Raw genomic sequence first — 20604 nt, forward strand, 5'->3', positions numbered from 1 at the left:
ATTTAATTAGGACTTTTGTTGGACAATCATGAGAAATCGATGGGTAGGAATATCGATGTACCCGACCGCTTCGATTTTCTGGTGCAGATCGAGCAAGGCTTGAGCGTACTTTTCTACAGTAAAGTCGCGAATCTGCCATTCGATAGCCTTCAAGTAGTAAACAATGGCACCAATGTCGTAGAAACGGGAAAAGCTCATTTCCTCTTTTTGCTCCACAATTGTAAGACCAGCTTCCTCCAGTTCGTTGACTGCATAGGCAAGATTCCAGTGCAAGTAATCTGGCGGAATTGGAGCGCCCAGCAATCGATTCAGCTCGAGATTGTCTTGACCGCCTACTTGCTGGGTAACAAATGTGCCCCCTGGCTTCAACAGGCGCTTCATTTCAGACGGCAAATAAGCTTCATGCCGATTGATAATCAAGTCGAGTGACTGATCCTCAAAAGGCAATATTTCTTCTCCGTCTACCGGAAACACACGAACACCCAAGGGCTCCAGATTGGCTTTTGCCACCGCTACATTCGGCTCATAGCCTTCTGTCGCATACGTCTCCTGAGGGAATGGCGCAAGCTTAGAAAACAGTTCTCCACCACCTGTCCCCATTTCCAGCATAGAGCGAATCCCTTTCATGTTCTTTTTCACGATGTTTACATAGTTCCAGCCAAGTGGTGCATCCCGCATCCTACCTGTCGCAGTCAATCTGGCAAAATCCCACCCAGCGAATGGTGCCTCCACTTCCTCTTGAAAGCTTTTGATCCAATCCTTATTTTCCATGTCTGCTTCTCCTCTCGTTTATACCAGTCTGTTCGCGTCCAAACCAGACGAGGCAGGAGGAGCCCGAGCGCGTTGTTACGTTTGTACAAAATCAAAGGACATGAGATAAAGTTCCCTTCCCAATATTTGGCTAATCAAAAAAGAATACCAAAATTGTAATGGATATCCTGTATGTAGATCAAGTGTACTTCTCCGACTTAAGACGGAGTGAAAATACTGCCCCGGTACGTTTGGTCATCAGCCGTTTCTCTATATCATTAGTATCGAACAGGTAAACAGGAGGAACTGATCATGGCTGATTTTGAAGTGCTTGCCGGGATTCATCAAGGATTGTTTCTGGTCCTTCTCATCGTCATGCTGGTCCCGACAATCATGGCAAACCAACTCGTTTTCCGTCCGACGAAACGGGCTTTCATAAACAGTGCTCGCATCACCTTATGTTTTTCATGGTCGGCCCTTTTTGTATTTGCAGGTCATTTGGTGATGACGTGGGTTTTGTTTGAAGCCTTTGGCTGGCTTTACATAAAGGATACGCTGCTTGGCTTTTTACCTTTTATTTTTGTTCCATTGTTATGCAGCCTGCTCTCTACTTTTCCACGACTGTGGGAGTTGGCCGGGAAAGGGGGCAGAGAGTCGAGGCAGTCAGAAGTAGATACGGATGATACCCGAATTTTGTTACAAGAGAAAAAGGTTAGGCCTATAAAAACAAACTCCCCTGACCTAGACGACATGTTGGATGCAGAGTGGCGAGGAGACGCATCTTGCCCCGAATTGCTCGTTCCGTTGCAAGCTAGCGTCTTGGGCTGTCTGATTGCACTCTTCCTACAAGTCTTTTTTCCTGCTGTTACGTTGGAGCCGTCCATTTTGTTTCTCGCTTGGGGTGTATTATTAGCCGGTGTCTCCCTTCTTTGGATTCAGCAATCGTGGCAGCATCAATACCACTCCACTGCGGAAAACTGGGTAAAACCGCGCCGTCTGTTCCGCTTTATCCGTTTTGCCGCGTTTCTTCTGATGACTGCTTTACTTGCGACGGTCTGGGGAAATCAAGCGATGATAGCGAGCCGCCTTCCCAATCATTCATCTTTGGAAGGCGAGAATCAGGACGATCACACTCTCCCCGATTTCGTTTTCCCTGTAAAGGCAAGTGCACATTCGATGCCTGCTACAGGGAAATCGAAAAGTGGCGATGTATCAACGAAATCAAAACAAGAAAACCCTGATCGAACGTTTTCGCTGACTGCACAGAAAACAACCATCCAACAAGCATCAGGCCAAACCGTAGAAGCATGGACCCTGAATGGAAAATATCCTGGACCTGAGCTGCGTATGAAGCAAGGTGAACTCGTCGAAATCACCCTGCTGAACAAGGATATCTCCGAAGGGGTAAACATCCACTGGCATGGCATGCAGACTCCCGCTAGCGATAATCGCATTGCAAAAGGAGAAAAATCTGTTTTTCGTTTTCGCGCAGAACAAACAGGAACGTATTGGTATCATTCTCATCAGCAAATTCCCGGGCAAGTAGTGAATGGGTTATTCGGTGCCCTTGTGATCGAATCAGCCGATGCCGCCACTACAGGCGTACCCATCCGGGACATCGCCCTGATTCATCACAAGGACGAAAAGGCAGGCGCGACGTTAAACGGCTCAGATACGCGAAAAATCGAAACAGTTACTCCTGGCACAACGGTTCGCCTTCGCTTTATAAACGCCGAAAATGCTCCTGTCACCTACTTGCTGCAAGGAACTCCTTTTCAGGTAGTAGCGATTGACGGAACCGAGGTCAACGAACCGAATCTGATTGCCAATCAAGCATTGCAGCCTGGGTCAGGCGGTCGATACGACATTCAGTTTACGATGCCGAATCGTCCCGTGCTATTTGCTCCAGCTGTAAACCAGCATGACAAAGGGCTGCTCTTAAGTCCAGACGGGTCCAAAGATGCTGTACCCTTGTTACACGCAGAGCTTTCCGTCTTTGACCCTGCACGTTACGGCAGTCCGACTGCCCTTCCTTTTGATCTCTCTTCCCATTTTAATCGGGAGTATCAACTGCTCATTGATGATCAGTACGGGTTTTATGACGGTAAATTCGAGCGATTGTCGACTGTAAATGGCGACTTGCTTCCTGAAACACGGATGATGCTTGAAGAGGGTGATCTCATAAAGCTGACCTTCGTCAACCGCAGCTTTCAGGATCAATCACTGTATCTGCACGGTCATCACATGCTCATCTTGAGCCGGGACGGCAAAAAAGTTACAGGAAGTCCATGGTGGACGGACACTATCCAGATAGCGCCAGGTGAAACCTATGAAGTTGCTTTCCGCGCGAATAATCCTGGCATATCGATGGAAGGGAGCCTTCCTAAAGATGAATCTGCTTTTGGTATCGCAATCCCGCTCGTATATGAAGAGCATCTCTAAAAAGAAACCAGCAGTCCGTAGCGATAATTCGCCAGGCTGCTGGTTTCTTTTTATCTATTACTGAGACTTTTTTCGGTTCTTGGCCGCTAATAGTCTGTTTAGCGTTTCGTCAGGCTGTGTTTGCTTCTCCTGTTTCTCTTTGGCCTGCTCGTGTTTGACTGCTGCTGGCTTCACCCGATTTTCGGCCGTCCCTACCGGATGAATGATAGGAGCAGATACGACTTTCTGGTCATCTGTCCGCTCTTCGCGTGTCCGTCTTGTCACGGAGCGCTTCTCACCGAGGCGAGACAATACTGCCTGTTGTTCAGAATCGGCAGAAGTGGACTTGCGCAATCTCCATAGACTAGACAGCCTTGCCCACCATTGATCCGGCAACTGCAGACGACGAACAGCGATATCGATCGGCAGTAGCAACGCCGCCAACATGAGTAACCACTCACTGATTGACTGTGTGTCCCATTTAGCGGGAAGCGTGCCACCAAAAGCTTCTTCCGGTTTGGTGATCTGATTCCCTCCACCGGCACTTAGCCACTCTTGAAGTCGCTTGTCACCATCAGCATGTATTCCGTATTCGGGTGAATAGGAAACAGTCAAGCCTGTCGTTTGGCTCGCCGTGACTCGGCCTTGATTTTTTTGAGAGATCTGAATCATGTACGTGCCCGGATCAGCCGTCTCGAATTCACCCTCCATGACGCCTGGCGCAACCGGCTTAAGCTTGATGATCTCTCGCTTCATCTCTTGATTGAGAACGACTGCCTCCATCTCTTGAGGCAGGCTTCCACCAGCTGGCATCGTTACCCTCACATTGCCTTTTGCGCCGTTCACGCTCGTGGTCGTCTTCCAAGCACCTTCTGTAATTTGTGGGAAAGTCCATGCCACGATTTCGTTCCACAGACGGCTGTTTCCTCCCCAAGCCACCCAGTCCGGTGACCACTTCCCTTCCAGATCACTCGTCCAGGCGACAGAACGCCCCAGACCGTACTGCCAACGGGTGAGAATCGGATCATCGTCAGCACTCATCAAGGATGATTCGGCTGTTTGCTTCGGTGTTGTTGCAATATACGCACGCACCGGAGGCAAAGCTTGCTTCAGCGCAGGCCAAGCTCCCACCCCTGTATAGCCTGGTACTTGGGGCTTCTCCACAATAAACGTGCGACTGGCTAGCGCTGTTTCTTTACTGAATATTTTCGGGATGGATTCAGCATCGTTGGCAAAGTAATATCTGCCTTTTCCTAACTCGGCAATCATCTCAAGCAACGACCTATCCGAATCATCACCCAGCGCCACTGTTGAAACGGTAATATTTTCAGCTGTCATTTGCTGTAGCAGTCCCTGGTAATCATCGTTGAGCCCAGACTGCCCATCTGTGAGCAAGATCACGTGCTTACGCTGCGTGTTCATTGCTTTTACACGTTCGTAGCCCAGCTGTAAGGCAGGGAAAATATCGGTCCCGCCATCCGCTTGAATTCTGCTGATCTGCTGTTGGATTTCATCCAGCTTCGTGACAGATTGTGGAGCCACGACATCCCATGGCGTGTCGTCAAATGCGATCACCCCGATGGTGTCTTGGGCATTCATCATGGTTGTCGCTCGTATGGCGGCTTCCCTAGCCAGTGCCATCTTATCCGCACCTCTGGCATCGGAGCTCATACTGCCCGACTTGTCGATGACCAGCTGAAGTCCGAGCGAAGGGAGCTGTTCCTTCCCTTTTAAATCCATGTGAACAGGTAAGGCCTCTTCGATTGGTGTCTGGAACCAGCCACCCATACCGAAGCTATCTTTGCCGCCTGTCATGATCAAACCAATGCCCAAATCACGTACAGCAGTCCGCATGCGTTCCATATCCGCATCAGTCATGCTGGTAGCGGGCACATCTGCCAGTACAATGGAGGCAAACTGCTTGTAACCCTCAAGCTCCTTTGGCAGCAATGCGAGATCGCGTAGCTCTACCTTGGTATTGCCCGCTTCCAGCGCTTGAATGAGGTTGGTAGCGGCACCCGGATGCCCTTCGGCTACGAGTACGACTGGTGCCCCGGCTACCTGCGTATAGGCTGTAGCTTGATTATTCGCTGCTACGGTATCTTGTCGCGGTTCAATTTCCACGCGATAACGATGGAACCCCTGCTGCATCGCTTTTTGCGAAAAAACGAAGCGGTTGTTGCCCTTGCCGATCTGTACCGTTTGCTGGCCCGCCTCGCGATTGCCTTCATACAGGCGAAGGGTTGCCTCGGTCGCTATCGTACTCTCCACATCAACGGTGATGCCGTATTCCTCTCCCGCGTACAGCCTTTGCGGCACCTGTACAGATGTAAGAACGACCTCATCCCCGTTTGGCTGCTGCAAGGAAACAGCCTCCACTGCGATTCCTCGCTCCCTCGCCAGTCTCGTCTGCCGTGCCGCATCTCCGTTTGTTTCCAGACCATCTGTCAACAAGACGACTTTTCCTCTGGCATTGGTAGGGATCATGGCAGACGCCAATCGGATTCCTTCTGCCAAATTGGTTGCATTCCTGTTGACATCCACGCCCAAGGGCTGTACTTCTTGGCGTATCGTCAACGGTTGATCGACCGCCGCCTCCGCCCCTACTGCAATGACAGCATACTTATCCGCTGCCTGCTTTTGACCAATCGCCTCCCGCAAAAAGGAGAGAACTCGCGGATCGTCCTTCATGGAAGCAGATCGGTCTACAACAAACACAATCGTTTTCGCCTGAACAGGTGTCAGCAGCTGCGTCCCTGCCAACGCCAAAACCAGAAGGAGGAACAAGAGCGAGCGAATAGTAGCAATTGTCGCCTTTCTGCCGATTGGCATTTGCTTTTGATGTCGCCACCAGCTGATGACCACGTAGGCAACAGGAAGCAATAGCAACAGGAATAGCGGCTGTATAAAGTTAATACCCACGCTGATACACCCTCCATTCCACCAATAACACCAAGAGAGCAAACGCCGCCAACCAATAGGTCAACTCCTTCGTTCCCAGTCCTCCTGTTGTGCCAGTCGCTGTCGCTTCCTCACTCTCCTTTTGCTCTTCGGCATTCTTCCGGGCAACGCTCAAAGACTTTGGCGTAATGTTCGATTCTCCCTCATTCATTTGGACAGGAAAATACGTACTTTTGGTGCCTGTATCTACCCCTTCGTCAAGACGATACAATCCGGTCAGCTCCGGTAGCTGCATCGTTTTGGACGTGGCGTCCTCTGTAAGAGACTGCTGGTGTCCATTCGGATACGTCAAGGTACGTGTTGTCGCTCCCGGTGAGAGTGGGATGGTCAAGACCTCTCCCGGATGGGCCATTGGGATTGGGGCTGTCTGACCAGGAGACAGCCAGTTGACGACATTTTGCATGAAGATCGGAAAAGCAGGACGCAACGGGAAGTCCGATGCATGCAAATCAAATCCGATGATGACCACTCGACGACCGTCTATGATCCCCGCTCTGACCAAATCGACATCGCCTGCGCGTACCAATGGCTTCATACCAGGCATCTCGTCCAATGCGTATCCTTTGGCGACATGCACGTCTCGCCAATCTACATGCTTGAGCAGCGGGTCATCGGGGGAAACTGGCCTTGGCTGTTGATCCAGTTCTTTTTCTCCAGCGAGCGGCAACCACTTTGTTTTCTTGTTCGGGGCAATCAATAAAATGTTTCCTTTTGGCAGCTCGTCTGGTACGACTCCGTCAAAAACCCACAGGTCACGCGCAGCCGCCGCTGCATCCGGTGCCTGCTGAATCGTTTCCACCTCAAGACTTCCGACTGTCTGCAATACTTGATGGAGGAAGCGATTGCCCTCTGGCGAATACAACGCTGCTTTTCCTTTCCCTGTAGCGAATGGAACACTCCACTTGACATTATCCTGGGAAAGTCCATCCTGCTCCGGTTCGATGACTGCACGATAGACGCGAGACACCGCCAGCCTCTGAAACGAAAATGTCTGGGAGCTACCTGCCCCCACCGCAAAAGAATCGGTATCCAGCAGCTTATCTTGCTCATCGAAAACCGTTACTTTTCCTTTCGCCGTCATACTGCCATGATTGTCCACCCGCAGCAGTCCCTCTACCCCTTTTTCCGTAGGCTGGGTCACAAAAACACCGATTGCGGTATTCTCGCGGGTGCTCCCCATCTGCATGAACTGAAAGCTCCCGGAAAAAGCAGGGACTGCGCCTCCATCCAGCTTGCGTTCCCCGCTTCCGTCCCCCATCCAAACCACTCCACTGCCTGGTTCATTCTCTGCAATGGCTCCTGCCAAAGACAAGGCTGCGATTTGATCGGATGTCCCGGAAAAAGGCGCAAGCTTTTCGATGGCTTGCAAGAGCGGCTCTTTTTCTGCACTTTTGGAAACCAAAACATTCGGCTCACGCCCTGCCTCAATGAGGGTCATCGTCTGGCTGCTTCCCAGCTTCTCTACGAGTGCTTTTGCCTGTGAAACGGCTCGTTCCAGCCGCGTCTCGTTTCCTTCCTTGGCCATCATGCTCCCTGATGTATCCACGACCAAAATGGTATGGTCGGATGTGATTCCCTCAGTGGGCACAGCCGGTCGTACCAAAGCCAGCACGAGCAAGCACGCAGCGAGCAGTTGCAGCAGCAAAAGCAGGTTGCGCCGCAGCCTTTCCCATGGTTTCACCGCTTCCCAGTTTTGCAACGTGCGCTGCCACAGGAGTGTACTTGGTATGACACGATCCTCTACTTTTCGCTTGAGCAGGTAGAGGACGATGATGGCCGGGATCATCAGCGCAAACCACAAGTTGCCCAAACCCATCCACTGCATGTTGTCTCTCTCCTCTCTAGCGAATCAAGCCGGCCTGACGAAAGACATGGAAGACAATCGATTCCAGCGATTGTTCCGCCTCTACAGACACGAAGGCGATCCCTCTTCCATAAGCAAACGCGGACAGTTGTTGTTGATAATCTCGCAAGCTCTTGTGGTACTCTTCCATCAAAAGGCTGGTCAGGGATACTTCTTTTGCCTGCCCCGTCTCTGAATCGATCAACCGCAGCTCTCCTGCATACTCGGGCGCAAGCTCTTCTTTGGAGAGCACCTGGACAAGCGTGACCTCTTGTCTGGCCGCCTGCAAATACGCGATGCCTTCCGTATAGCCTGACTCGAACAAAAAGTCCGACAGCACGATGGATGTACCAGCTTTGCCGCTCACAGCACCGGGCTGGCGCATTGCCGTTTGTATATCACCTGCTCCCCCTTCTTGCAGGGAAGACAGGAAGCTGAGCAGGCGATGCGCCTGGCTCTTTCCTTGCAGACCGGTAAGTGCTGCCGTAATGCTGCTGTCAAAAGCATAGACCGACACATGATCGAGATGGCACAGGGACAAATAGCCAAGAGCCGCGGCAATCTCGATAGCACGGGCCATTTTATTCGGGTGCCCGTAGCTCATCGAACGACTGCAATCGATGTACAAGTTCACATGCAGCTCTGTTTCATCCAAGTACTTTTTCAAAAACAGCTTGCCTGAACGGGCATACGCATTCCAATCGAGCTGCCGCAAATCATCACCGGGGACATACGCCCGAAAATCTGCGAACTCCATGGAACTGCCCAGCTGTCTCGCCCTTCGCTTTCCTGCCTGGCTGCCGCTGACCGCTTTGCGACTAGCCATCTGCATTCGCTCCAGTCTGGCGAGCCATGATGGATCAAGCAGGTGTTGATTCATGCCTTCTGCGTCCCCAGTTCATCCAAAATATCCATGATGACGCGGTCCGGTCGGATGCCGTTTGCCTCTCCTTCAAAATTGAGGAAAATGCGGTGGCGCAACGCTGGCAGAGCAACTGCTGTCACGTCCTCGTACGCCAGATTGTATCGCCCGGCCAATAACGCACGTACCTTTGCCAAGGAGACAATCGCCTGCACACCACGTGGACCCGCACCGTTGCGCACATATTTGTTCACCGAAGCAATCGCCTGCTGACCCGGATGCGTCGCTAAAAGCAGCTTCACGGCGTAATCAAGTACCGCATCGGCAACCAGCACTTCTCGTGCGGCCTGTTGTATGTCAGCAATTTGTTCGGCTGAAGCCACTTTTTCCACGGTGATCACTTGGCTCGTAGTCGTTTGCCGAACGATCATTTTCAGTTCTTCTTCTGTCGGGTACGGCACGTCTATCTTCAATAAAAAGCGGTCCATTTGTGCTTCTGGCAACGGGTATGTCCCTTCCTGCTCCAGCGGGTTCTGTGTCGCGAGAACGAAGAACGGCTCTGGTAGCGGACGAGTCACTCCGCCGGCTGAAACGGTTCGCTCCTGCATGGCCTCCAACAGGGCACTTTGCGTCTTTGGCGTCGCCCGGTTGATTTCGTCAGCCAGCACGACGTGAGCGAAGATCGGCCCATGTTGGAATTGGAAGGACTGCTGCCCCTTCTCGTCGACCAACAGGATGTTCGTTCCAGTAATGTCTGTCGGCATCAGGTCCGGTGTGAACTGAATCCGCTGAAACGACAGCTCGAAGGCTTGGGACAGTGTCCGAACAAGGAGCGTTTTGCCCAATCCGGGTACGCCTTCCAAAAGCGCATGTCCTCCTGCAAACACGGCCCACAGAAGCTGCTCGACCACCTCTTTTTGTCCTACCAATACCTTTCCAATTTCCTGCCTGACAAGCTCTACTCGCTGCAAGCAGTCCTCTAGCGTTTGCTGCGCCATCGCCGTGTCTCCTTCCTGTTGTTGAATGATCTAAGGCTCTATTTTGCTGAAATAATCCTTCACGATCTGTTGATAATCGCCGGGAATACTGCTTTTTTCCATACTTTCGCGGGCAAATTGCTCATACTGGCCGTACACTTCCTCGTACGGCAGCGTCCCACCGGAGGAGACTTGTGTGTTTCCGCTTTGCTGCGACTGAGATGGGCCTGAACCGAGTGAGCCTCCGACTGTATCAACAGGTCCGTTTTCTCCACCTATGCGATCTGCCGGAACGGTAACGAGCTCGTGTCTGCCTTTTCCTAACCCGGCCCCGCCGCCTTGACCGCTTCCTTGACCGCCAGAGCCATTACCATTGCCGCTTCCATTGCCATTTCCGTTGCCGTTGCCATTCCCTTGCCCCGAGCCATTGTTTCCATTCCCAGGCTGGTTTGCCGGGTTCGCCCCTTGATTTGGATTGGCACCTGTTCCCGGAGTTGCGGCACCTGGCTGATTCCCGGATGACCCAGATGCTGGAGTCGCCTGTCCTGTTGCTGCCGTTCCTGTCCCAGCCCCACTCGCTCCAGCATTTCCTGCTTGTGCGCCTGCACTGGCAAGCGTCATTTGCGACTGATTGAGCGAGGACGCGGCATGTATAGCAGCGAGCATGGCTTGCTGAGATTGCTGGATACCCGTCATGGCTTGCATCAGGCTGTTCTCGAGCGCAGTCATCGCTTGAGGCACTTGTCCTTGGGCTGTTTGCTGGGCTGCCTGCGCCAATTGTTTGGCGATATCCTCCAGCTCCTTCGAGTCGGCAGACTCTGCCTCTTTTTTCAATTGCTCTGCTGCGCTAGCGAGTTCACGGGCGATCCCTTCCCGCTCTTTTTGCGGCATGCTTTCCATGGCTTTTGCCATTTGTGCCAGAGCCTTGGCCATCGCTTGTCTATCTTTCGCTTCCATCGCCCCAGCCAAGGCTTGTGTCCCTTCTTGATTACCCAAGCTGCGCTGGAGTGCTTGCAATGCTTTTTCTTTGCGCTGCTCGGCATCTCTGACCTTCTCCAATTGTTTTTCCGCAGCGCGCAATGCATTTTGACGTTCTGCCGGGTCGCCTGCTTTTGCCAGAGCCTTTTTTGCCTGCTCCAGCATTTCGTCCAGCTGCTTTTTCTGCGCGTCGGTTAAGCCTGTATTCTTTTTCACGTCCTGCTTGATTGCCTCTACTTCTTCCTCGACCTGCGCGATTGCTTTCTTTTCCTCTGCCATCTGGGCCAGTCGCAAGTCTTGGGGATTCGGCCAAAGAAACAGCACCAGGCACACCAATAACAAACTGCTGGTAACATACACCTTTCGTTGGACCAACGACCAAATGCGGACGCTCTCTACGATTTGCGGCAAATTTTTACGCAGATGCTGCAGGGCGTCTTCCCTCTGCATACCGGCTACCATCGACTGATTCTCCTGATTCTCCCATGCTGTGACAACTCGCTGGGCCAAACCATTACCGTCTGCCACTTGTGCACATTGGAGCCAGGTAGGGCGCATCCAAAGCGCACGCACCAGACCTGTGATGACAACAAGCACTGGCAGCATGATCACAATCCATTGGTAAAACGGAATCGGCCAGATGCGGGCAAGGAGAAGAAGCACCAGACTCGCCCCCATCCCCCACAAACCATAGACCGTTAGCTGCTGTATCCATACACGCAAGCCCAGTTGCTTTCGAATGGGTGCAAGCAGTGACTTCAGCTCGTCGTTCGCTCTCGAGGTGAACATGGCTTATTGCTCCTCTTTTACTTTGCGAAATCTCGGTTTCACTGGCTGAATGAGATAGATGGAGAGTAACAGGCAGAACAGTGTAATAATCCCGAAAAACAGGCAGTAAACCGCGTACGGGTCCACATTCCCAATCCTGATCTGCGGCCCTTCCTCAAAAATGTTCAACATCGCAAACAACGGGTTAAAATTATGCAGGAGATGTGGCCAGTCTGGCATAGGCACGGATGACATGCTACCGGACCGACGCTGGTACCGAATGAACTCTTTGATAATTTCCGCCAGTATGCTCGACCCTATCGCACATCCGAATACCACGGCATAAGTGACAACCGTAGCGATCCCAGTCCGTTTGATCAGCGTGGACATGAGCACACCAATACTGCCGATACCAAACATCGTAATGACGTAAAAGCCAAACACCTTGATCACTTGTGCAGGTGAAATTCCTCCATACAAAAAGACGATGGCATAGAGCGGGATGGTCGCAATGACCAGGAAGGTCATGAAGCTGAGTGACGCCAGCCATTTGCCTAAAATCAATCGTGTGGCGCTGACATTCGTGGTCAACAGCACACTTAACGTCTGGCGTTCGCGTTCACCGGAAATCACACCTGCCGTCAGTCCCGGCACGACGAAGCAGATCATCCCGAGCTGAAACACAGACAGCATCATGAACAGCTCGCGTGTATCATTCGGGTTGTAGTAGCTGCCACCATTTGTCATAAAGAAAATTATCGTGAGCGTCATTGCGCCCAAAACGAGCAAATAGAGCAGGATGATCCACGGTGACCGATTGGTCCGCATCCGCATTTTCCATTCATTGAACAAGACAGGGTTGTGAAATCGTCTCAAGTCGCTCATGAGCCCACCCCTTTCGTAATTTCCAGGAAGATTTCTTCCAAATCACCTACTGCCTCATTAAACGCGGCAACAGGATAGCCTGACACCGCAAGCTCCCGCAGCAGCTCCACCTGTTCTTCGTCATTGCCTGAAAAGCCTGCAACGACCCAGTTCCCTTCACGTGTCACCCTGGTAATGACGGGCATTTCACGCAGGCGCGTCATTGCTTCCTCAACCCGATCCAACAGGCGGATGCGCAATACCCGCTGTTCTTGCATTTTCGAGTAAATCTCATCAACTCGTCCAAAGGCAACCAGATTGCCTTCCTCCACAATCCCGATGACGTCGCACATCTCTGCTAGCTCAGGTAATATGTGCGAGCTAATGATAATCGTTTTGCCCATGTCCCGCAGTTCCTTCAAAATCTCCCGCAGCTCAATGCGTGCACGAGGGTCCAAGCCAGAAGCAGGTTCGTCCAAAATGAGCACTTCCGGGTTGTGAACCAGCGAGCGGGCCAATCCAAGGCGCTGCTTCATCCCCCGCGACAACGAGTCGACGAAGGCATCTCGCTTGTGCGTGAGATTCACCAGCTCTAGTAACTGTGGAATGATTTGTTTTCGCTCTGCTGCCGGAATATCGTAATTCGCACCGTAAAAATCGAGGTACTCTTCTGCTGTCAAATTGTCGTAGACACCAAAAAAGTCAGGCATGTAGCCGATCAGCTTGCGTACTTCCTTTGGATGCTTGGTCACTTCGTAGCCACCTACGTATGCTTTCCCACTGGTTGGCTCCAATAAAGTCGCCAAAATGGACATCGTCGTGGATTTTCCTGCTCCGTTCGGACCGACAAAACCAAAAACGGTACCCTTGTCAATTTCGAGTGAAAGTCCTTTTAATGCTTCCATTTTGCCGTAGCGCTTGCGCAAATTTTGGATCTGGATCACTTCTTGCTCACCTTCCCTTCCACACTGACACTTGGAACCCCAATGTGGCGATCATCCTCAAACTGGTGGGCAAATTTGATGCGGACAATGCCGTCGCCCGAAACATAAGTAGTGGTCTTATCGCTTGTCATGACGTTGTTCATGAATGCTTTTTCAAATGGTTCAAAAGCTTTGGTCTTCCAGTTGTAAACCTCTTTTCCAAATGTCGTATTGTCCTCTGACCAGGTGTACAGATACAAATTGCTGATGGCAAGCTCCTGTCCTTCCTGATTCAAATTGATGTCAAAGGTAATATCCCCAGCAGGGAGCCTAAAGCCATCTCCGAAGTCATCTACTGGCACTGAGCTGCCTGACATCGTCACATCAAATGATCCCGTCGGATAATAAATGTGTCCGTCCTTGGATGGATTCACTTGCAGCGTCGAAGTGACCATCGCAATGCTGCTGTTCTCCGTATTTTCGTTTGGTACGACAGCCTCAGCAACTTGCGCATCGGTCCAGCCCACGAGTTTTACTACTTCAGACGGACCACTACGTCTGTCCATCATGTCCAGCATTTCCACGATGAGTTGCTCACGCGTTTCTCTTTCATTGCCATTCGATTGCATATACTGCGGCAGCGCATGTCCCATATTCATCCGATGTTGATTCCGCCTTGCTTGTTGTTGAGGGGCAAACGGCAAGTTCACTTCGATACTGCTGCCAGCCGCCAACTGTGGAAACTCTTGTACCTGCATTCCTGTCGAGATCGTCACGTCTCTTAGCGAGTACTTCGTATGGTTCGTCACGGTTCCTTTCAGTGCGCCGTTTTCATACGATAGGTTCGATTCTATTTTTCCTACGTCCGATAAGGATTGCTCCGTCGCAACCTTGCGCATCGACCAAAATTCTACATCGCGGAAATCAATATGGGTCTGATCTGGCTGTATGGAAATCCACGTTCTCGGAATTTGATCGATATAGTCTCCTTCAGTGACGGGTTGGGTTATGCCCTCTCCCTTTATAGTCAATCGATAGTCGTCATTACTCGGTACGAATAATGCGGTTACGCTCACTGCATTCGCCTGTCCGTTGTTTTGCAGTTCAACATAACCTACCTGATGCAGCTTTACACCCACCCCCCGCTGGATGGCACCAATCGAGAAGATTCCGATTCCCGCCAGCACCGAAAGGGCAGGGACAATCACCCACATGTAGCTTTGCTTGCGGCCTCTCCGCAAAATATAGAAAAGAACTGGCCCGACAACCAGGGCATAAATTCCGAAAAATACTGCGAACCAGCCAACCTCCGGAATTTTCAAGGATGGGACGCGATCAGCAGCATCGTGAAGCGGCCATACGTTGTCGATCATGCTCCTATTTGAAGTGTTGATGAAAGAACCAAAAGCCTTTACTAATGTATCTGCCCAAAAGCGACTGTTTCCAGCCCAACTGGCTACTGGTTCGGCCGCCAAATCATAGGCGACATACAACACTTTTCCGGCTCCCACGTTATGTACGACCATCAGCGGAATATTTCCTTCGCTGTACAGAACTTTCCCTGCCTTCACTGTCCCATTGCTTACAGTAAAGGGGGATGTCAGTGCAATCAGGTTGGTCTTATCCGCTTTTAGACTGGAAAGTGTCTGTACGCTCGACACTCCAGTCACTTCTACTGGCGACAAGTCACTCAAAACGCCTCCGGCTTTCTTGTACTGCGCTCCTCCGGCTAAAATCATCATCCCGCCAGAATTCGTCCAATCCCGAATCGCTTTAATCTGCTGTTCATTCAATGAATCCAAAGCAAAATTGTTGATCACGAGCATATTAAGCATCTGTAGCTGTGTACCTGTCACTGGCATATTGTCTGCCTTCATCGTCAAGAGCTGGACTGGGTTATGAATGGAGCCTTTCGGCAGTACACCAAGGAAATTAGCTGTGTCGGGATTTTCTGCCAGCACGCCAATCATCAATGTATCTTCGCTGTATGAAACGCCTGTTACCGGAGTTTGCGCAATGATCTTATTATTTTGCATCAAAGCTACAAAAGAACGGCTATCCAGCTCTGATCCAGGAACGAGAATGGTTACCTGCTTGGTCACTCCGCTTGCAATTGAAACCGGCTGATAATTGGCAACTTCGAAGCGACTGTCTCCCCGTTCCCCCGTGGCGACATAAAGATCTCCTTCGATATCCGCCCCTCCATTTCTCACCGTGACCACAACGGGAACCATCCCCATCTCCCTGTACTTTCCTTCAATTCCGACTGTTACTCCCAGCTGAATGCTTCCCTCTGCCAAGGCTGTCCCCGTTAATCCTAAAGGAACACCTGCTACCAACAGGAGGAACGCACAGAAGGCCAGGAGCCATCGCTTACACTGCGCCGTTTTCATTTGTTCAAAACCTCCACGGACCATTCTTTTTTATTCCTATCTTTTCTTCTCATACAGTTATTGACGTTATTTCCAGACAAATAGCTACAATTTTTTAAAAATGAAATCGATGAATCGACAAAGGCGAAAGGATTTTTCACAGCCTGTGGTAAATCATATCTAAAACATAAAAGGCATGAACAAGGAAGAGTGGTGAAATGTAAGTGTCTACGTTTTCTTGGAATTTGCGAGATGATTTGCATGAATTTGATCTCGGGGACTCACAGGCAAGCCAAGGTATATGGGGAGACCGGGAAGCGCTGTACTTGGAGGGGATGGGATCTCCTGTTTTCCTGCGTCAGGCCGTTCCCTATCCCTGCTTTCGACTGCAAGCGGAAGTCGCCATCCCCAAGCAGGTAGGCTTTGTCGGACTCGTTTTTGGTGCACGAGATTCGCATAATTATGAGCTAATCTACCTCGCCCCGGAAGAAATTCAGTATGATCCGATCATGAATGGGTCTATGACGTGGCAAATTTATAATGGCCCTCAGTATCAAAAGCCGTTGTCTTACACAATTGGGGAATGGAAGACGCTTGCTGTGGAGGTTCAAGCAAACCAAGCTGCCGTATATTTGGGAGAAGACCCTGCGCCTCAGTTGTTCATTTCCCATCTACAGCATGGAACTTCACTTGAGAAAATCGGCTTCTGGAACTACTTGCCTGCCTACATTCGGAATCTATCGGTAACAGAAATCGTCCCGGCCGATGACTTGCCTACCAAGACGGATCGCCAACAGCTCGCAGCGGAGGGTTATCTAACGGAATGGCTCATTTCAAAGCCGTACATCGCTAGTGATCAGTCTGTTGTCTTGACAGATTGGACAAGTGCAGTCGTCGAAGAAAATGGGACACTCAATTTCAATCGACTCTTCCCAGCAAAGCCTGGGATGACTGTACAAGCCAAAAGCACGATTACGGTTCCCCATGAGACTGTGACTCAACTCCATTTTGGCTTCAGCGATCATCTGCGACTTTGGGTGAATGAAGAGGAAGTGCATCAGGGCGTGTGGAGATGGAATCCACCAGCGAGTGACGGACGAATTCGAAGCAAGTACGACCAAGTATCTGTTCGCCTCCACGCAGGGGTAAACACGGTTCGGGCAGAAATCATGAATCAAGAGCAGTTTGGCTGGGGAATTTGTGTGAAGGCAAGACAGAATGAAAAATAGAAAAAGCGTCAGGATCATGCTCTGACGTTTTTTCGTAATCCTTCTATGACATGCCATACCCTACATCCTGAAGTCTCGACGTATCAAACATATCGGCTATCGCCTGATGCACATGAGGCGGATGCTCTGCCAGTCGATGACACAAGTATAAGTACCACTCTGTCCCATATGTGAGGTACAAGCGCACTGTAACCCCTTTTTCTCGCAAAACATGAGCCAGATCAGGGCGAACCCCGTATAACAGCTCGACCTCTACATTCGGTCGATGCAAATAGTCTCGACCATCTAGGGCGTCTACAATCGCTTGGTCGTGCGTAGCGAGTGAGCATTCACGCCCAGCTCGTACACACATATCAGCCAGCTCCAGGTATCGTTCGTTCAACTCCACTGAACGCCCCAATGCGATTTCCTGAGGTTCCTTGAATGCGCCTTTAACCAAACGAATTTTCCCCGGGAGTCCGAGCACCCGTTTCACATCATCCAGCGAGCGGTGCAAATGTGCTTGAATCGTAATGCCCACATTTTCATGTCGCTGTGCCAAGCGCTCATACATGCTAATGATCGCCTCTGTTTTCGTCGACTCCTCCATGCTGATCATCAAATAGTGACCGCTATGTCTCGCCCGCTCTGCCAACTCTTCTACGTGGGCAAACGCCAGTTCTTTATCCAGTAACAAGCCGAGATGGGACAGATCAAAGGAGATTCCGACTGGTGTATGTAGTTGGGAGCAATCCGTAGTTAGCGCAAGAAACTCCCGCTGCGCTTCATGTACAATCTGCGAATCCAGCGTATTTTCACCAATGTGTTCCATTGATAGACGGTAGCCCAATTTTTCCAGGCGTTGGGCTATTTTTATTGCATCCGCACGCGTTTCGCCTGTCACATAACGTTTCGCAGCAGTCAAAAGCAACGGATATAGCAAGGGCGATGTTCTGACCGCTTCCTTGATTCGTTCATCACGGGCGATTGTACGCAAAATGTCTGCGGTTCTTCTCTCTTCTGGTGTCATCCTTCTCTCTCCTTTGGCAGTGGCATATCTCTTCTCTTCTATCACCCTACCATGGTACGCTTGTATGGATTAGGTCCAGTTTCCCACAATTTCGAGAGGACCAGTTGCGTAAGGAGGCTCACACAGCTTGCTCTGGATAACCATTGACCGAGAGAAACCGATTCCGTTAATCAGACAAATTTATTCTGAATTGCGCACAAAGATTTTGAGCGGAGAACTTGCAGCCGGCTTCAAGCTTCCATCTACCCGAAAAGTAGCAAGCGAACTGCACCTCTCTCGCAATGTGGTACTAGAGGCGTACGAGCAGCTACTAGCCGAGGGCTACATCGAGAGCAGACGTGGCTCCGGGTATTTCATTGCCTCGGGCATTTATTTGGAACAGCACGCCCGGATGACAGGGGCTGGGGCTGGGTTGCCGAAAGTGAACCAGCATTTCAACGAAGACGAGAGCAAGCTAATCGATTTTCGTTCTGGTGTTCCTGCTCTGGAGCGTTTTCCTCGCAATCTCTGGGGCAAAACTGTCCAGCGTGTCTGTCAGGAAGCACCGCTGTCAGTCTTTGGCTATAATCGTCCCGAGGGACGTACGGAGCTGCGCACGATTTTATGTCGCTATTTGTATCGAACGCGCGGCGTGCAATGCGACCCCGAGCAAATCATTATGACATCCGGGGCTACTCAGGCGCTCACCCTGATTGCCAATGTGCTTCTGCGTCCTGATAGTCACGTAGTCATCGAGGACCCGATCACGCACGATATCCAAAGTATTTTCACCAGGACAGGCGCTCGTTTACTGCCTGTTCCGACAGATACCTACGGGATGGATATGGAACAGCTACCGTCATTGTCTGCCCATCGCCCCCGCTTCGTATTTGTCACGCCTTCCCATCAGTTCCCGCTAGGCGGCACCATGCCCATCCAGCGAAGACTTCAACTCATTCGTTATGCACGGGAAGCTGACTGCTACATTGTCGAGGATGATTACGACAGCGAGTTTCGTTACGAAACTGCTCCTATCAGCTCCATTCAGGGACTTGCCTCGGAGCGTGTTATCTACATCGGTTCCTTTAGCAAAATCCTTTCTCCCGGACTGCGCCAGGGATACCTCGTCCTGCCAAAAGCATTGGTAGCCTCCTATCAGCAGGCAAAATGGCTATCCGATTTGCACGCCCCTTCGATTGATCAGCTTGCCCTCGGGGTTTTTATCGAGGAGGGGCATCTAGAGAAATACGTGAATCAGGTAAAAAAGCTGTACAAAAAACGCCGTCAATGCTTGATTGATGCTCTTCAACTGGCTTTTGGTGATGGCATTCGCATTTGGGGGGAGGCCGCTGGACTGCACATCGTAGCTGCTTTTCCCACGGTTCACTTCACACCTGTCGTCCTGGCTGCGCTGGAGCAAGCCGGAGTGCGTGTCTACCCGGTCGAGGAGCACGCCATTGTCAAAGGCAATCATACAGATAAAATCATTCTCGGATACGGCAATACCAATGAAGCACAGATCGAAGAAGGGGTCGAGAGGATTAGGGCTGTTTTAACGAGAATGCTTGCAGATTCTCCATAATTTCCACCCTCTTTCCTTCTCAATTCCCCAAAAGAAGAGCCAAATCTCTCGAATCCATCTCAAGATTTGGCTCTAATTCTACTACTTATCTGTTAGCGAAAGCGTCTGCAGCAGCCAGGAGGGCACCAACGACAGTGATCCGGGCATCTCCGTCTGTGGTCAAACTCCCAACTCCGGTAAGGTCTCTGCCATCCTCCTCCACGATCCCATCCTGGTGGCCGTTCCCGATCTCTTTGCCAAGGGTAATAAGAAGAATGTCCTTCCCGCGAAGAATACGAGGATTGCCATTGAGAGCTTTGATAATTCACGCAACCGCCTTCTTTCCTCTTATTTTTGCTGACTATATGTGTATATGCACGGTGACGTTCATCCGCATAGACTACTGACCGTTATCCAAATAAAAGGGTATCTACCTATCTCCCCTATCATCGTCATCTACCTATTTTCTTGACGGACAAACACCAAAAAACCGGTATTCCTACAAACAGGAATGACCGGCTTTTGACTGCCCTGATGTGCCCTTATGATTTCGTCCACAGCTCTCTGCGGGAAGTGGTTACAGAAGTTGCACCCGCTTGAATGGCGCGATCAACATCATCCATCGTGCGAATAAATCCTCCAGCGATAACTGGAATTTTGGTTCGTTCAGTAATTTCTTCGATCAGGTGGGGAATGATTCCTGGCAAAACCTCGACGTAATCCGGCTTGGTTCTCTCCAACTGGGTAAGGCTGCTATCTAATGCCATCGTATCAATGAGAAAAAGTCGTTGGATGGAAATGAGTCCTTTTTTCTTGGCAGCAAGAATAGCACTGTTCCGTGTGGTGATGATTCCTTCGGGCTGTGCTTCTTGCGCAAGAAACTCCATCGCGTATTCATCAGACTTCAAGCCGTCAATGAGATCAGCATGGATCAGCAGTTTTTTCCCGAACGCTCTAGCCCGTTTTCCCAGTGGCTTTACTTGCGCTACATGGGCATTCAGCAAAATAATGCGCTCGTAGCAGCTCTCCATGAGTTCATCAAATTCTTTTAATGTCCGGGCTGCTGGAAGTATGACTTGATTGATCTGGTTTGCCAATCACGAATCA

14 protein-coding genes are annotated in these 20604 nt (G+C 50.8%); 3 read left to right on the forward strand and 11 right to left on the reverse strand.

Going from position 1 to position 20604, the window contains the following annotated elements:
• Nucleotides 1–6: 6 nt before the first annotated feature.
• Nucleotides 7–771, reverse strand: coding sequence for a class I SAM-dependent methyltransferase (locus tag HP567_RS27715; RefSeq protein WP_173609874.1), 765 nt, complete (start codon nt 769–771; stop codon nt 7–9).
• Between the two features lie 291 nt (nt 772–1062).
• Here HP567_RS27715 and HP567_RS27720 point away from each other — a divergent pair, with 291 nt between their 5' ends.
• Nucleotides 1063–3192 (forward strand): multicopper oxidase family protein, encoded by a 2130-nt coding sequence (locus HP567_RS27720; RefSeq protein WP_173609873.1) that lies wholly within the window; start codon nt 1063–1065, stop codon nt 3190–3192.
• 57 nt (nt 3193–3249) lie between these two features.
• On the opposite strand, the gene HP567_RS27725 is transcribed toward HP567_RS27720, so the two are convergent.
• The 8 genes from HP567_RS27725 to HP567_RS27760 are packed head-to-tail and all read right to left on the reverse strand — an operon-like array spanning nt 3250 to nt 15740.
• Nucleotides 3250–6093, reverse strand: a complete 2844-nt coding sequence (locus HP567_RS27725) for a VWA domain-containing protein (protein WP_173609872.1) — start codon at nt 6091–6093, stop codon at nt 3250–3252.
• Nucleotides 6083–7957, reverse strand: a complete 1875-nt coding sequence (locus tag HP567_RS27730) for a vWA domain-containing protein (protein WP_173609871.1) — start codon at nt 7955–7957, stop codon at nt 6083–6085. The genes HP567_RS27725 and HP567_RS27730 overlap by 11 nt, the downstream gene beginning before the upstream one ends.
• 16 nt (nt 7958–7973) lie before the next feature.
• The gene (locus tag HP567_RS27735) at nt 7974–8855 is read right to left on the reverse strand and encodes a DUF58 domain-containing protein (RefSeq protein WP_173609870.1); all 882 of its coding nucleotides are present in this window, start codon (nt 8853–8855) and stop codon (nt 7974–7976) included.
• Nucleotides 8852–9835: an AAA family ATPase gene (locus HP567_RS27740; protein WP_173609869.1), complete on the reverse strand. Its 984-nt coding sequence runs from the start codon at nt 9833–9835 to the stop codon at nt 8852–8854. Before HP567_RS27740 ends, HP567_RS27735 begins: the two co-directional genes overlap by 4 nt.
• Nucleotides 9836–9865: 30 nt before the next feature.
• On the reverse strand, nt 9866–11581 hold the full coding sequence (locus HP567_RS27745; protein WP_173609868.1) for a hypothetical protein: 1716 nt from the start codon (nt 11579–11581) through the stop codon (nt 9866–9868).
• A gap of 3 nt (nt 11582–11584) precedes the next feature.
• Nucleotides 11585–12445 carry an ABC transporter permease gene (locus HP567_RS27750; protein WP_173609867.1) on the reverse strand — a complete coding sequence of 287 codons (861 nt, stop codon included), beginning with the start codon at nt 12443–12445 and terminating at the stop codon, nt 11585–11587.
• On the reverse strand, nt 12442–13368 hold the full coding sequence (locus tag HP567_RS27755) for an ABC transporter ATP-binding protein (RefSeq protein ID WP_173609866.1): 927 nt from the start codon (nt 13366–13368) through the stop codon (nt 12442–12444). Before HP567_RS27755 ends, HP567_RS27750 begins: the two co-directional genes overlap by 4 nt.
• Complete coding sequence (locus HP567_RS27760) at nt 13365–15740, reverse strand: DUF7408 domain-containing protein (RefSeq protein ID WP_229088170.1); 2376 nt, start codon at nt 15738–15740, stop codon at nt 13365–13367. Before HP567_RS27760 ends, HP567_RS27755 begins: the two co-directional genes overlap by 4 nt.
• 203 nt (nt 15741–15943) lie before the next feature.
• Here HP567_RS27760 and HP567_RS27765 point away from each other — a divergent pair, with 203 nt between their 5' ends.
• Nucleotides 15944–16948 carry a hypothetical protein gene (locus HP567_RS27765; protein WP_173609864.1) on the forward strand — a complete coding sequence of 335 codons (1005 nt, stop codon included), beginning with the start codon at nt 15944–15946 and terminating at the stop codon, nt 16946–16948.
• Nucleotides 16949–16991: 43 nt separating this feature from the next.
• Here the strand turns inward: HP567_RS27765 and HP567_RS27770 are convergent, their stop codons facing one another.
• The gene (locus tag HP567_RS27770) at nt 16992–17957 is read right to left on the reverse strand and encodes a proline dehydrogenase family protein (protein ID WP_173609863.1); all 966 of its coding nucleotides are present in this window, start codon (nt 17955–17957) and stop codon (nt 16992–16994) included.
• A 127-nt stretch (nt 17958–18084) separates the two neighbouring features.
• Between HP567_RS27770 and pdxR the strand changes: the two genes are divergently transcribed.
• On the forward strand, nt 18085–19518 hold the full coding sequence (gene pdxR, locus HP567_RS27775) for a MocR-like pyridoxine biosynthesis transcription factor PdxR (protein ID WP_173609862.1): 1434 nt from the start codon (nt 18085–18087) through the stop codon (nt 19516–19518).
• Nucleotides 19519–20039: 521 nt separating this feature from the next.
• Here the strand turns inward: pdxR and HP567_RS27780 are convergent.
• Entirely contained in the window at nt 20040–20594 is a 555-nt protein-coding gene (locus HP567_RS27780) for a glycerol-3-phosphate responsive antiterminator (RefSeq protein ID WP_173609861.1), read from the reverse strand.
• Nucleotides 20595–20604: the final 10 nt, after the last annotated feature.

The sequence above is a fragment of the Brevibacillus sp. M2.1A genome (assembly GCF_013284355.2).
In the GTDB taxonomy this organism is placed as follows: domain Bacteria; phylum Bacillota; class Bacilli; order Brevibacillales; family Brevibacillaceae; genus Brevibacillus.

What these genes read in the sequence shown, in the direction of transcription:
- HP567_RS27715 (WP_173609874.1), bottom strand. Translation starts at nt 771, where the DNA reads ATGGAAAATAAGGATTGGATCAAAAGCTTTCAAGAGGAAGTGGAGGCA.
- HP567_RS27720 (WP_173609873.1), top strand. Translation starts at nt 1,063, where the DNA reads ATGGCTGATTTTGAAGTGCTTGCCGGGATTCATCAAGGATTGTTTCTG.
- HP567_RS27730 (WP_173609871.1), bottom strand. Translation starts at nt 7,957, where the DNA reads ATGCAGTGGATGGGTTTGGGCAACTTGTGGTTTGCGCTGATGATCCCG.
- HP567_RS27735 (WP_173609870.1), bottom strand. Translation starts at nt 8,855, where the DNA reads ATGAATCAACACCTGCTTGATCCATCATGGCTCGCCAGACTGGAGCGA.
- HP567_RS27740 (WP_173609869.1), bottom strand. Translation starts at nt 9,835, where the DNA reads ATGGCGCAGCAAACGCTAGAGGACTGCTTGCAGCGAGTAGAGCTTGTC.
- HP567_RS27745 (WP_173609868.1), bottom strand. Translation starts at nt 11,581, where the DNA reads ATGTTCACCTCGAGAGCGAACGACGAGCTGAAGTCACTGCTTGCACCC.
- HP567_RS27750 (WP_173609867.1), bottom strand. Translation starts at nt 12,445, where the DNA reads ATGAGCGACTTGAGACGATTTCACAACCCTGTCTTGTTCAATGAATGG.
- HP567_RS27760 (WP_229088170.1), bottom strand. Translation starts at nt 15,740, where the DNA reads ATGAAAACGGCGCAGTGTAAGCGATGGCTCCTGGCCTTCTGTGCGTTC.
- HP567_RS27770 (WP_173609863.1), bottom strand. Translation starts at nt 17,957, where the DNA reads ATGACACCAGAAGAGAGAAGAACCGCAGACATTTTGCGTACAATCGCC.